Genomic DNA, 13,052 nt, shown 5'->3' on the forward strand with positions numbered 1-13,052 from the left:
GGCGGACGGCCGAAGGCCGCCGGGTGGGGGAGTGTCGGCCAGGCGCTGACTCAGCGCTGGAACGCCACTTCCCCACCCTCGCTGCTGCGCAGCGTGTCCCTCCCCTGAAGGGGGAGGGATGATCTTACGCCTCTTCGGACTCGTTGGTCGGCGCGCCTTCGCCGGCCTCGAAGGTGCGCGGGGCGCGGCGGCGGCGGGGCTTGCGGGCCCCTTCCTCGTCGGCGGCGGCTTCGGGCTTGGGTTCGGCGCGGGCCTGCAGGAAGGCCGGAGCGTGGCTCTCGCCGCCCTCGGCGTCGCGCAGCACTGCGGCCGGCCGTTCGGCCGGCCGGTCCTCGCCGAGCGGGGCCTGGGCCAGGGGCGCCTGGGCCTGCGGCTCGACCACGGCCAGCGGATCGCGGCGCTCGTCCCGGGGACGGTCGTCGCGCTCGCCGCGCGGGCGGTCGCTGCGGTTGCGGTCGTCACGGTCGCGCCAGCGGTCGCGGCGGCCGCCGCCTTCCCGTTCCTCGCGGGGGCGTTCGTCCCGCGGGCGGTCGTCACGCTCGCCGCGCGGGCGGTCATCGCGCTGGCGGTCGTCGCGGGGACGGTCGTCGCGCTGGCGGTCATCCCGGGCGCGGTCGTCGCGCTGGCGGCCTTCGTAGCGGTCGCGGTCGCGGGGGCGATCGTCGCGCGGGCGGTCGTCGCGGCGTTCGCCGTCCTGGCTCTCGCGCTCGGCGCGCTCACCGCCCTCGGCGGCGGCTTCGTCGGCGGCCAGGGCCTGGGCCTGAACGCCTTCGTCCTCGAAGTCGATGTCGTAGCCCGAGGAGAAGGTGTCGCGGCCGAGAATCTCGGAGGCGGGCCGCTGCGGCTGCATGGCGCGCAGCAGGCGGAAATAGTGTTCGGCGTGCTGGAGGTAGTTCTCGGCGAGCACCCGGTCGCCGGCCGAGCCGGCGTCGCGCGCCAGCTGCTGGTACTTCTCGAAGACGTGCTGCGCGTTGCCGCGGACCTTCACGCCCTCGGGGCCGTTGGAATCGAACGCCCGGTTGGCGTTCTGCTGCGGCTTGCCCCCGCCGCCGCTGCCGCCGCCGCCGCCGCGATTGCGGCCGCGCTGACGCTTCATACCCTTGAAATCTCTCATTATTCGATAACCGTGGCTCTGTTCCTGAGCGGCCCTGAGGCGGCCTCTGCGCTTGCCTTCAGCGGGATCGGGCGGTCACGCCCGGCTGGAATGTTGAAGACGCTTAAGTTCCCCGTCTTCCGCCCGGAAGCTCTTCAGCGAGAGGCTCTGGTGAGAAAGCGTCGCGCCTGCCGGGACGGCGTGCATCCTCGCAAGAGGACACTTGTGTCTAGCCGGCTTTTTTCGGTGGAGACGTTACCTGATGTAGCGACTCAAGCGCCCGTTTCCAAGGGGTTTTTCATCCCTGCGACAACCCGGTGCCGGTCGCCCAGGTCCTTGATGGTCCGCACGTTGAAGGCGCCGGCCTCGCGGAACAGGCCTTCCACGGCGTCCTTCTGGTCGTAGCCGATCTCCACGGCGAAGAGGCCCCCGGGCTTCAGCAGGCGGAGGATCTCGGGCGCCAGGCGCCGGTAGGCGTCCAGGCCGTCGGCGCCGCCGTCCAGCGCCAGCCTCGGCTCCCCAGTCGCGGACCTCGGGCTCCAGGGTCTCGATCACCTCGGCGGCGATGTAGGGCGGGTTGGAGACGACGACGTCGTAGCTGTCGCCCGCCAGACCCTCGCCCCAGTCCCCGCGCAGCAGGGCGACGCGGTTCGCGAGCCCCAGGTGGGCGGCGTTGTCGCGCGCGACGGCGAGCGCCTCCTCGGAGACGTCGACCCCCAGGCCCTTGGCCGCCGGCCGCTCGGCGAGGATGGCCAGCAGGATGGCGCCGGAGCCGACGCCGAGGTCGAGGATCGAGAACCGCTGGTGCTCGGTGGTGGCCTTCAGCACCTCGTCGACGATCACCTCGGTGTCCGACCGGGGCGTGAGCACGTCCCGGTTCACGTTGAGCATGATCTTCCAGAAGCCCTTGCGGCCGAGGATCTGGCTGACCGGCTCCCGCCGCACCCGGCGGGCGAGGTATTCGGCGAGCGTCGCCTCCTGTTCGGGCGTCAGCGCGCGATAGGGGTCGGTGACGATGTCGGTGCGGGTGGCCTCGGCGGCGGCCTCCACGAGCAGGCGGGCGTCGATCACCGGGCCGGCGAGGCCGGCGGCCTCCAGGGTCTTCTTGGCCTGGGTCCAGGCCTGGACGAGGGTCAGGCTCATGCCAGGGCCTCCACCTGGGGTTCGACCTCCGGCTGGGTGGCGGCGTCGCCGACGCCGATGCGGCCGGCGGAGGTCACGTGGAGGTAGATGCCGCAGTTCATGTGGCCGTAGTTGTCGAACAGCGCCTTGACCACGTCGGCGTCGCGCTCGGCGGTGGTCGGGTTCACGTGGGTGGCGGCGCAGCGGACGATCGGCTTGAACACCTCGGCCTGGGCGAAGCCCACCATCATCCGGCGGCCGGTCCAGTCGTTCTCCGCCCAGGCCGGCCAGCCCTCGACGTAAAGGTTGGCGCGGAAGCGCAGGGGGTCGAGCTCGACGCCCATCTTCGCCGAGAGGTCGCGGACGCTGGCCAGGTTGACGATGGAGAGCTGGCCCCTGGGATGGTCGGTGAAACGGTGCTGGTCGGGCGCCCTCACCACCCTGAGCGGGCCGCGCAGGTCGTCCTCGGGCAGGAGCGCGGTCAGCCAGGCGGCGAAGGCGTCGCGGCCCGCCTCATCGGAGAGCGCCCCGGCGAAGGGCGGGCGGCCGTCGGCGTGGGCGTGGAGCATGCCGGTGGCGTCGTCCAGCCGGGTGCGCGCGGCCGCCACCCTGGCGATCGACATCAGAACGGTGAACTTCTGCTTCGGCATGAATCGCCAGTCGGCGGGATCGTAGCCGGACGGCCCGTTTTCCACCGCCCAGAGCCGGTCGAAGGGCAGGCCCTGGCCGGGTTCCACGTCGATGTGCGTCAGGCTCTCCGGCGTGAAGCCCTTCACGGGATGGCGGAAGATCGCGGCCACTTGTCCGGTCATGGACGCCTGTTGCCGGAACCGTCCGGCGGCATCAAGGGGAACGAGGCGCTGCGTCACGAGTTCGGTGAAGCTAAGCTTGCGTCGGGAGGAGGAGCTGCCTTGGCGCGCACCGTCCGATCCGACCGTACGCCGCGCCGCGGCGGCCTGACCCGGCTGCTGCTGGGTGCGGCCCCCTGGGTGGGGCTGGCCGCCATGACTGCGCTGTGGGCCAAGGCCAGCCGCCATCCGCCACCCGGGCTCTCCAACCCCGAGATCGCCGCGCCGGAGCATTTCGAGCACACCGAGCCCGGCCGCGGCCGGCTGGCCGTCCACCCGCTGCAGATCCCGTGGAAGGGGTGGCGCGACGTGATGTGGCGGGTCTATCGCGAGCTGAACGACGACCGGGTGGCTTTCCTGTCGGCAGGCGTCACCTTCTACGCCCTGCTGGCGCTGGCGCCGGCGGTCGGCGTGTTCGTCTCGCTCTACGGCCTGATCTCCGACGTGGAGACGGTCTCCAAGCAGCTCGGACAGCTCGCCGCCTTCGTGCCGCCGGACGTGCTCGCCATCGTCGGCGAGCAGATGACCCGGCTGGCGACCCAGCAGCCGGCCCAGCTCTCCGTGGCCTTCCTGCTCTCGCTGGTGCTGTCGGGCTGGACGGCGACGCTGGGCGTCCGGGTGCTGGTGGACGCGCTGAACGTCGCCTACGACGAGAAGGAGCGGCGGCCCTACCTGCTGCGCGCCATCACCATCTACAGCTTCACCTTCGCGGCGATGATGTTCCTGGCCGCGGTCACCGCGCTGCTGGTGGCGACGCCGCTCTGGCTGGAGGAGATCGGGGCGGGCGAGCTGCTGATCCCGCTCCGCTGGCTGGTGCTCTACGGGCTGGTCGCCGGCGCCTTCGCGATCATCTACCGCTACGGCCCCTCGCGGCGCTGGGCGCAGTGGCGGTGGGTGCTCGTGGGCGCGGTCCTGGCGGCGGCGGTCTGGATGGGCGGCTCGCTGGGCTATTCCTGGTACGTGAACAATGTGGCGCGCTTCCAGATCACCTACGGGTCGCTGGGCGCGATCGTCGGCTTCCTGGTGTGGATCTGGTTCTCGGTCATGGCGCTGCTGCTGGGCGCGGAGATCAACGCCGAGATCGAGCACCAGACGGCGCTCGACACCACCATCGGCGAGCCCAAGCCCATGGGGACCCGCGGCGCGGTGGTGGCCGACAGCGTGGGCCTGGCGTTCGTCGGCGTGCGCAAGGGCGTCGGCATCCTCTGGGGCACCACGCGGCGGCAGGTGAACAACCTGATGGGCCGCAGCGACCGCAACCCACCGCCGCTGCCGACCCTGCCGCCGCCCCCGCCCCGCAACCCGCGCTAAGCCGCCCGCCAGTCGCCGCTGGCGTGCTCCATGTAGCGGGCGACGGCCTTGCGGGTGTCCTGGCCGAAGTAGCGCTCGACCACATGCAGTGCGAGGTCGATGCCCGAGGTGAGGCCGCCGGCGGTGGCGATCTTCCCGTTGTCCACGAAGCGGGGGCCGCGCTGGAGCGAGGTCTTCGGGAACTCCTTCTCGAAGGCGTCGAAGAAGTCGTGGTGGGTGGTGGCCGGCAGGCCGTCGAGCAGGCCGACCCGCCCAAGCTGGAAGGCGCCCGTGCACACGCTCATGGTGACGTCGGTCCTGGGGCTCATGGCCTTCAGCCAGGCCCGGGTGGCCTCGGTGGACCGCTGGGCCGGGACCACGATGACGTTCGGCTCGGGCGCGTCGTCCACGCTGAAGTGCGGCTTCACCAGGAGGCCGCCGGTCATCTTCAGGACGTCGGTGGAGGGGCCGACCGTATAGAGCTTGAACGGATGGCGCATGCCCGCGCCTTCGCCCGTCATGGTGTCCTGGAAGACCTCCCAGGGGCCGGCGGTGTCGATGACGTTGGCGCCGTCGCCGATCAGGAAGGCGACGTTGATGCGCTGGCGGTCGGGCAGGCGGGCGACGGCTTGGGCGATCACCGGGGCGGCGGCGAGCGTGGCGGCCGAGGCGGCGAGGATCTCGCGTCGGTTCATGGGAGGCTCCCTTGGCGGCTGCCCGGAGCTTGCGCGCGGACCGCGCTGGCGTGAACGACGCCGAGCGGTCAAATCCGGCCAAGACGCTTGCGGCCCGACCGAGCGTAGCCCTAGCGTCGGACCATGACCCACCGCGTCGTCATGCTGGGCTATCCCGACGCCCAGGTGCTGGACATCACTGGACCGCTCGAGGTCTTCGCCCGCACCTCGCTGGCTCGCCCAGACCTGGGGCCGGACCGAGCCGGCCTATGCGGTCGAGATGGTCGCCGCCGAGGCCGGGCCGGTGCGGATGTCGGGCGGGCTGGAGGTCATCGCCGCGCGGTCGTACCGCCAGGTCGACGCCTGTGAAACCCTGTTCGTGGGCGGCGGCATCGGCTGGCAGGCCGTGGCCGAGGACGCGGAACTGCTGGCCTGGCTTCGGACCATGGCGGGCAGGGTGGAGCGGCTGGGGTCGATCTGCACGGGGGCGCTGGTCCTGGCGGCGGCCGGCCTGCTGGACGGCCGGGCGGCGACGACCCACTGGTCCTACTGCGAGCGGCTGAGGGCGCTGGCGCCCGGCTGCGCCGTCGAGCCGGACGCGATCTTCGTGGAGAGCGGGGGGATCTTCACCTCGGCCGGCGTGACCACCGGCATGGACCTGGCGCTGGAGCTGGTCGAGCGGGACTGGGGCAAGGCCACCGCCGTCGCCGTGGCGCAGGAACTGGTCATCTACCGCAAGCGGCCGGGCGGGCAGGCGCAGTTCAGCCGTTTCCTGGAGGCCGAGCGGCGCGAGGACGTTTTCGGCGCCCTGCAGCTCTGGGTGCTGGACCGGCTGGACGAGGACTTGCCGCTGGAGCGGCTGGCCGACGCGGCGGGGATGAGCCCGCGCCATTTCTCCCGCCGCTTCAAGGCCGAGGTCGGGGCGACGCCCGCCGCCTGGCTGGTGAAGCTGCGCCTGGAGGAGGCGCGGCGGCGGATCGAGGCCGGGACCGGCTCGCTGAAGGAGGTCGCCCGCACCTGCGGCTTCCACGACGAACAGAACCTGAGGCGGGCGTTCCGGCGGCGCATGGGCGTGCCGCCGCGGGAGTACCAGGCGCGGTTCGGGGCGTGAGAACTCTCCCATCTGGAGAGGCCAGCTCGGCCAGTTCCTCCCCCATCGGGGGAGGGGACCGCGAAGCGGTGGAGGGAGTCATTCCCGGCGTCTGAGCGGACCCCTCAGTCGCCGAAGGCGACAGCTCCCCCGGAGGGGGAGCAACTGACGCTTAGGAGAACTCGTCTTCCAGCGCGGCCAGCCGCGCGGCCTGGTCCTCGGCGATCAGGGGGTTGATGACGTCGTCGAGGGCTTCGCCTTCCATGACCTTGGGCAGGTTGTAGAGCGTCAGGTTGATGCGGTGGTCGGTGACCCGCCCCTGCGGGAAGTTGTAGGTGCGGATGCGCTCGGAGCGGTCGCCGGAGCCCACCTGGCTCTTGCGGCTCTCGGCCCGGGAGGCGGCGGCGGCCTCGCGCTGCTGGTCGTAGAGCTTGACTTGCAGCGCCTTCATGGCGCGGGCCCGGTTCTGGTGCTGCGACTTCTCGGAGCTGGTGACCACGATGCCGGTGGGCAGGTGGGTGATGCGGACGGCGCTGTCGGTCTTGTTGACGTGCTGGCCGCCGGCCCCGGACGAGCGGTAGGTGTCGATCCGGATGTCCTGGTCGCGGATGTCGATCTCGATGTCCTCGGGCTCGGGCAGGACGGCGACGGTGGCGGCCGAGGTGTGGATGCGCCCTTGCGCCTCGGTGGCCGGCACGCGCTGGACCCGGTGGACGCCGCTCTCGAACTTCAGCCGGCCGAACACGCCGTCGCCGGTGATCGAGGCGACGATCTCCTTGTAGCCGCCGGCGTCGCCCTCGGAGATGCTCTCCACCTCCACCCGCCAGCCGTGCTCGGCGGCATAGCGCTGGTACATGCGGAAGAGGTCGCCGGCGAACAGGGCGGCCTCGTCGCCGCCGGTGCCGGCCCGCACCTCGAGAATGGCCGAGGCGTTCTCGTCCCGGTCCTTCGGGGCCAGGAGCAGCGCCACCTCATGCTCGAGGGCCGGCAGCCGCGCCTTCAGCGCCTCCAGCTCGTCGCGGGCCAGCGCGGCCATTTCGGGGTCGCCGGCGGCCATCTCCTCGAGTTCGGGCAGCTCGGCGCGGGCGCGTTCCAGCTCGGCGACGGCGTCGGCCACCGGCTTCAGCTCGGCGTGCTCCTTGGAGAGCCGGACGATCTCGGCCCCGTCGGCAGCCGCGCCCATGCGCGCCTCGATCTCGCGGAAGCGGTCGAGCACCTGGTCGAGCCTGGCCTGGGGAAGTCGCACGTCGTGAGCACCTGGGATGAAGGGTCGCTTCTCTAGCGCCCTCAGCGCCGCCTGCCAAACCCAGCCCGCCGTTTCGGGGGCGGAACGGGAAACGGACCTTGGCCGTTAGGGCGCGGTGACACCCAAGGAGATTCTCACATGGCTACCGAACGAGTGACCGAGCGTCCCGACGGCACCACGGAACGCGTGATCGAGCGGGACAGCGGCCCGACCTATGTCGAGCGCAGCGGCGGCGGCATGGGCGGCGTGCTCATCGGGATCGCCGTGCTGGCCCTGGTGGCGATCGTCGCCTTCTTCCTGCTGACCCAGAGCCGCAACAACGCGATCCGCACCGATGCCGTGTCGAGCGCGGCCTCCAGCGTAGCCGACAGCGCCGCCGGCGCGGCGGACGCCGTGGGCGACGCAGCGCGGTCGGTGACCCCGAACCAGTAAGCGTAAATCCTCCCCGGCTCCGGCCGGGGAAAGCGTCCAAAGAAAAGGCCCGCCCCGGTCTTGCCGGGGCGGGCCTCGTCTTGTCTGGCGGTCAGGCTTAGACGCGGACGCCGGAGAGCGGGGCGTTGCCGAACGCGCCGAGCTTCACGTTGCCGGTCATCTTGTCGCCGTCGACCTTGGCCTCGAACTCGAGGGTCATCGGCATCGGGCTGGTGATCGCCGAGCTCCAGGTGAGCGTGTCGCCGGCCACCTTGCCGGAAACTTCCTGCGAGCCCATGCGGCCCTCGGTCTTGCCGGTGAAGGTGTCGCCGCTGGTCGTGATCGTCGCGGTCACTTCCTGCGCGCCCATGGGCGTGTTGATGGTGATCTTCCAGGTGCCGTCGGCGGCGGACATATTCGTCCCTCCCATGAGTGGTGCGACAGCTAACCGCAGGCGGGTGGCAGGCGCAAGGGTGACGCCAGCGTCAACTTTGCTGATTTCCATCCTTCCGCTTCAGGGGAGGGATGAGCGCGGGACTATTCCGCGGCGAGCGCGGTCTTCGCCGCCTCGATCTCGGCGGCGCGGGCCTCCACCAGGCCGACGATGTGGTCGACCATGTGGTCGTTGTCCATCTTGTGGTCCGGGCGGCCGGCCACATAGACCATGCCCGAGCCCTTGCCGCCGCCGGTGAAGCCGAGGTCGGTCATCAGCGCCTCGCCCGGGCCGTTGACCACGCAGCCGATGATCGAGAGCGAGAGCGGCGTCGAGATGTGCGCCAGCCGTTCCTCCAGCGCCTCAACCGTCTTGATGACGTTGAAGCCCTGACGCGCGCAGGAGGGGCAGGCGATGATGTTCACGCCGCGGTGGCGCAGGCCCAGCGACTTCAGGATGTCGAAGCCGACCTTCACCTCTTCCACCGGGTCGGCGGCGAGGCTGACGCGGATGGTGTCGCCGATCCCGGCCCAGAGCAGGGAGCCGATGCCGATGGCGGACTTCACGGTGCCGGTGCGCAGGGCGCCGGCCTCGGTGATGCCGAGGTGCAGCGGGCAGTCGATCTGCTCTGCCAGCTGCTGGTAGGCGGCGACGGTCATGAAGGTGTCGGAGGCCTTCACGCTGATCTTGAACTCGTGGAAGTCGTGGTCCTGCAGGATGCGGGCGTGGTTCAGTGCGCTCTCGACCATGGCGTCGGGGCAGGGCTCGCCGTACTTCTCCAGGAGGTCGCGTTCCAGGGACCCGGCGTTGACGCCGATCCGCATGGAGCAGCCGTGGTCGCGGGCGGCCTGGATCACCTCGCGCACCCGGTCAGGCGAGCCGATGTTGCCCGGGTTGATCCGGAGGCAGGCCGCGCCGGCCTTCGCCGCCTCGATGCCGCGCTTGTAGTGGAAGTGGATGTCGGCCACGAGCGGGACCTTCGCGGCCCTGGCGATCGTCGCGAAGGCGGCGGTGGACTCCTCGTCCGGGCAGGACACGCGGACGATGTCGGCGCCGGCTTCCTCGAGCTGGCGGATCTGGTCGATGGTCGCGGCCGCGTCGGCGGTCAGCGTGTTGGTCATCGACTGGACGGTGATCGGCGCGTCGCCCCCCACCTCCACGTCGCCGACGCGGATCTTGCGCGAAGGCCGGCGCTGGATCTGCCGCCAGGGGCGGACGGAGGTGTGGTCCTGGGTGCTCATGCGGGGCGGAAAATAGGGGCTTTCCGGAGAGAACCCAAGCGGCGTGGGGCGATCAGCCGCCGAGCTTGCTCGCGGACGAGAGCGCGGCGGGCAGGAAGCCGCGGGACTGGCCGTTCGCGAACACCTGGAAGGCGTAGGGGTCCGAGACGTCCACCGCCAGGCCGTCGATGGCCGGGATGCGGTAGGCCTCGCCCTTGTCGAGCTGGCGGGCGAAATAGACCGATCCGTCGGCGCCGCGCAGGATGAGGGCGCCGGAGCGCAGCGCCTTCAGCGTGATGAGCGAGGGCTGGCCGGGCTCGGCGCCGTAGATCCTGCCCTCGGCCTTGAAGACCGGCGGCAGCTGCGAGATGTCCGGCGGCACGAAGTCGACCGGATTGACGCCGAGGATCGCCGGCGGGTCGTGGTTGCCGCGTCCGTCCTCGCCGGCCTTGGCGAGGCCGGGGGTCTCGTAGAGGGCGGGGGTGGTGGATTCCACCGGCGCCGGCAGGGGCGCGCCGAGCACGGCGGGAAGATCCTTCTGCGCCTGCAGGGCGGCGACGACGGCGGCCTCGGGGGGCCAACGGCGGCGGCGGGGCGGCCTCCATCATCGCCCGCTGGGCGATGTTCCACATGAAGATGGCGCCGACGATCACGCAGCCGGCGGCGACCAGGGCCGACAGACGCGGGTCGCGGTCCTCGTGCACGCCGACCGGCGCGCGCAGCGGCTCGTCGAGGACGGGTTCGTCGGCCTTGAAGCGGTAGGTGGCCTCGTCCGGATCGAGGCCCAGCGCGCTGGCGTAGGAGCGGACATAGCCGATGGTGAAGGGCCGGGACGGCAGCTGCTCCAGCCGCATGTCCTCGATGGCCGCGAGGTAGGCGCGGCGGACGCGCGTGCGTTCGGCCAGTTCCTCGAGCGTCAGCCCCTTGAAATCGCGGACGAGGCGCAGCGCGTCGCCAATGTTCGTGCCGGAATGGACGGTGGGGGCGTAGGTGTCGGCAAGACCAGGACCGCCGCTGTTCGCGGCTTCCATTGAGAGGTCGGTCATGCGGCCAGTATCCAACGCCACGGCCTGCCCCTATCCCCGATCAAGCGGGGCCTTGAGACCCTTGCGACGACGGCCGCAGCAAGGACTCAACGAAGTTCTGAAGATGAACTTCGCGTAGCACGCGTCAAGGTGGTGCTCAATGCGGTGTTCGGTCACGTAGCGCCGGTCTCCTCAGACCGCGAGGTAGATTTTACGCGCCAGTGTTTCGATTTCGTTGCGAACGGAACCGGCGCCGCTCTTCAGCAACGCGGAGACCCCGCGGCGCGCTGCCTCCCGGTCGCAGGAAAGCACCATCTGCTTCACCGGCCCGACGCCGGCCGGCGGCATGGAGAGCCGCTCGAAGCCCAGGGCCACCAGGGCGAAGGCCTCCAGGGGGCGGCCCGCCATCTCGCCGCAGACGCTGACCGGGGTGCCCGTCTCAGCGCAGGCCCGCTGAATCTGCTCCAGGGCCCGGAGGAACGGCGGCGAGAGGGGATCGAAACGGTCGGCGACCCGCGGGTTCCCGCGGTCGGCGGCGAATACGTACTGCAGCAGGTCGTTGGTGCCGACGCTGACGAAGTCGGTCATCGGCAGGAGCGCGTCGAGGTGCCAGATCATCGAGGGCGCCTCGATCATGGCGCCGACGTCGAGCCGCGACGGCGCCTTGCGGCCCCGGCGGAGCGCCCAGGCGATCTCGGTGTCGACGAGGGCGCGGGCGGCGCGGAACTCGTCGACGCTGGCCACCAGCGGGAACATGATCCTGAGCGGCCGGCCGCGCGAGGCGGCGATCAGGGCGCGGAGCTGCAGGCGCAGCAGGGCCGGGCGGTCGAGGCCCATGCGGATCGCCCGCCAGCCCAGCGCCGGATTGTCCTCCCGCTCGGCCTCCAGGTAGGGCAGCACCTTGTCGCCGCCGAGGTCGAGGGTGCGGAAGGTGACGGGCAGGTCGCCGGCGGCGTCCATCACCCGGCCGTAGAGCGAGGCCTGGGCGTTGAAGCGCGGCATCTCCTCGGCGACCATGAACTGGAACTCGGTGCGGAAGAGGCCGATGCCCTCCGCCCCGGTGTCGCCCAGGATGTCGAGGTCGACGTCGAGGCCCGCGTTCATCAGCAGCGTGACCTTGTGGCCGTCGCGGGTGAAGGCCGGGGTCTCGCGCAGCTTGGCGAACTCGGCCTGTTGCTGGCGCCGGACTTCGATGCGGGCCTGGATGGCCTTCACCACGTCGGTCCGCGGGCGGAGGAAGGCCTCGCCGGTCTCGGCGTCGACGACCACGGGGTCGCCCTCGTTCACCCGGTCGCGCAGGCCGTTCAGCCGGCCGACGCAGGGGGATGTCGAGCGCGCGGGCGACGATGGCCGCGTGGCTGGCGGTGGAGCCTTCCTCCAGCAGGAGGCCGCGCAGCTTCTTGCGGTCGTATTCCAGCAGGTCGGCCGGGCCGAGGTTGCGAGCGATCAGGATGGCGTTGTCGGGCAGGTCGCGGGCCACGTGGCCGTCGCCGGAGAGGTGGCGCAGCAGCCGGTCGTTGAGGTCCTCGAGGTCGTGCAGGCGCTCGCGCAGATAGGGGTCGCGGGCCTGGCCCAGGCGGGCGCGGTGCTCGGAGCGGACGCGCTCGACGGCGGCCTCGGCGGTCAGGCCGTTGCGCACCGCATCCTCCAGGCTGCGGTTCCAGCCCCGGTCGTGGGCGAACATCCGGTAGGTGTCAAGCACCTCGTAGGAGGCCTCCACCAGGCCATGCTGGCCGTCCAGCATGTCGTCGACCTGGGCCTGCAGGCCGCTGATCGCCGCCTTCAGCCGCGCCTCTTCCGCCACCACGTCGTCGGACAGCAGTTGCGACGGCGCCACCGGCGGCTCGTGCAGCACGGCCACGCCATAGGCCAGGCCGTCGGCGAACTTGGCGCCCTTCAGGCGTTCGGGGCGATGCGGGGCGATCTCGACGCCCTTCATCTCCTCGGCGGTCAGCTCGCCGGCGGCCACCATCTCGGCGAGCACCATGGCGATGATCTGCAGGTCCTCGACCTCGTCCTCGGTATAGACCCGCTCGGTGCGGTTCTGGACGACCAGCACGCCGATCGAGCGGCCGCCGCGCAGCAGGGGGACGCCGAGGAAGGCGTGGTAGGGGTCTTCGCCGGTCTCCGGCCGGTAGGAGAAGGCTGGGTGCTCGGGCGCGTCGGCGAGGTTCAGCGGCCGGCCGAGCTTCATGATCTCGCCGACCAGGCCCTCGCCCGGCTTCATGCGGGTGACGTGGACGGCGGTGGCGTCGAGGCCCTCGGTGGCGAACAGCTCCATCTCGCCGCCGGAGCGGCGCAGGTAGAGCGAGCAGACCTCGGCGACCATGGAGCGGGCGATGATCCGCACGACCATGTCCAGGCGCGCCTGGGCCGGGCCGCCGCCCGCAAGCGACTCCAGATCTGCCGAAGCAGGCTGCGCTGTCCGCGGATGGCCACGCCCGGAACCGCCATGTTCGGCGCTCGTCCTCCCTCAATCCCTTACGTCGCGTCCCTACCAGCTTTACGTGTCTGACAAGAGACGGAAAGAGGCTAGCTGCGTCGATCGCGGCTCTGCCTGCGGGCTGAGCATGGCGCCGATGTGGCGAGCGGGTAGGATA

General features: G+C 71.3%; 10 protein-coding genes and 3 pseudogenes. 3 read left to right on the forward strand and 10 right to left on the reverse strand.

Annotation, left to right across the window (positions count from 1 at the left end):
• Positions 1–124 precede the first annotated feature (124 nt).
• From LRS04_RS12000 to LRS04_RS12010, 3 genes and pseudogenes are all read right to left on the reverse strand, one after another.
• Entirely contained in the window at positions 125–1,114 is a 990-nt protein-coding gene (locus LRS04_RS12000; protein ID WP_257816573.1) for a DUF4167 domain-containing protein, read from the reverse strand.
• Positions 1,115–1,365: 251 nt separating this feature from the next.
• Positions 1,366–2,236 (reverse strand): annotated as a pseudogene (gene prmC, locus LRS04_RS12005) (peptide chain release factor N(5)-glutamine methyltransferase).
• The gene (locus tag LRS04_RS12010) at positions 2,233–3,027 is read right to left on the reverse strand and encodes an MOSC domain-containing protein (protein ID WP_257816574.1); all 795 of its coding nucleotides are present in this window, start codon (positions 3,025–3,027) and stop codon (positions 2,233–2,235) included. Before LRS04_RS12010 ends, prmC begins: the two are co-directional and overlap by 4 nt.
• A gap of 99 nt (positions 3,028–3,126) precedes the next feature.
• Here LRS04_RS12010 and LRS04_RS12015 point away from each other — a divergent pair, with 99 nt between their 5' ends.
• The gene (locus LRS04_RS12015) at positions 3,127–4,374 is read left to right on the forward strand and encodes a YihY/virulence factor BrkB family protein (RefSeq protein WP_257816575.1); all 1,248 of its coding nucleotides are present in this window, start codon (positions 3,127–3,129) and stop codon (positions 4,372–4,374) included.
• Here LRS04_RS12015 and LRS04_RS12020 read toward each other — a convergent pair.
• Positions 4,371–5,048 carry a DJ-1/PfpI family protein gene (locus LRS04_RS12020; protein ID WP_257816576.1) on the reverse strand — a complete coding sequence of 226 codons (678 nt, stop codon included), beginning with the start codon at positions 5,046–5,048 and terminating at the stop codon, positions 4,371–4,373. The two genes, LRS04_RS12015 and LRS04_RS12020, sit on opposite strands and share 4 nt — an antisense overlap.
• A 259-nt stretch (positions 5,049–5,307) precedes the next feature.
• On the opposite strand from LRS04_RS12020, the gene LRS04_RS12025 reads away from it, so the two are divergent.
• Positions 5,308–6,138: a GlxA family transcriptional regulator gene (locus LRS04_RS12025; RefSeq protein ID WP_257816577.1), complete on the forward strand. Its 831-nt coding sequence runs from the start codon at positions 5,308–5,310 to the stop codon at positions 6,136–6,138.
• A gap of 151 nt (positions 6,139–6,289) precedes the next feature.
• Here the strand turns inward: LRS04_RS12025 and prfA are convergent, their stop codons facing one another.
• Positions 6,290–7,363, reverse strand: coding sequence for a peptide chain release factor 1 (gene prfA / locus LRS04_RS12030; protein ID WP_257816578.1), 1,074 nt, complete (start codon positions 7,361–7,363; stop codon positions 6,290–6,292).
• Positions 7,364–7,501: 138 nt separating this feature from the next.
• Between prfA and LRS04_RS12035 the strand changes: the two genes are divergently transcribed.
• Positions 7,502–7,795: a hypothetical protein gene (locus LRS04_RS12035; protein ID WP_257816579.1), complete on the forward strand. Its 294-nt coding sequence runs from the start codon at positions 7,502–7,504 to the stop codon at positions 7,793–7,795.
• A gap of 97 nt (positions 7,796–7,892) precedes the next feature.
• Here LRS04_RS12035 and LRS04_RS12040 read toward each other — a convergent pair whose 3' ends face one another.
• The 5 genes and pseudogenes from LRS04_RS12040 to ptsP form a co-directional block, all read right to left on the reverse strand.
• A complete protein-coding gene (locus LRS04_RS12040) occupies positions 7,893–8,189 on the reverse strand; it encodes a hypothetical protein (protein ID WP_257816580.1) in 297 nt (98 codons plus the stop codon).
• A gap of 122 nt (positions 8,190–8,311) precedes the next feature.
• Positions 8,312–9,448 (reverse strand): flavodoxin-dependent (E)-4-hydroxy-3-methylbut-2-enyl-diphosphate synthase, encoded by a 1,137-nt coding sequence (gene ispG, locus LRS04_RS12045; RefSeq protein ID WP_257816581.1) that lies wholly within the window; start codon positions 9,446–9,448, stop codon positions 8,312–8,314.
• A 52-nt stretch (positions 9,449–9,500) separates the two neighbouring features.
• Positions 9,501–9,950, reverse strand: a complete 450-nt coding sequence (locus LRS04_RS12050) for a hypothetical protein (RefSeq protein ID WP_257816582.1) — start codon at positions 9,948–9,950, stop codon at positions 9,501–9,503.
• Positions 9,951–10,254: 304 nt separating this feature from the next.
• Positions 10,255–10,473: pseudogene (locus tag LRS04_RS27900) on the reverse strand (helix-turn-helix domain-containing protein); the annotation flags it as partial.
• A gap of 171 nt (positions 10,474–10,644) precedes the next feature.
• Positions 10,645–12,906, reverse strand: a pseudogene (gene ptsP, locus LRS04_RS12060) (phosphoenolpyruvate--protein phosphotransferase).
• Positions 12,907–13,052 lie beyond the last annotated feature (146 nt).

Source organism: Phenylobacterium sp. J367 (genome assembly GCF_024699985.1).
In the GTDB taxonomy this organism is placed as follows: Bacteria; Pseudomonadota; Alphaproteobacteria; order Caulobacterales; family Caulobacteraceae; genus Phenylobacterium.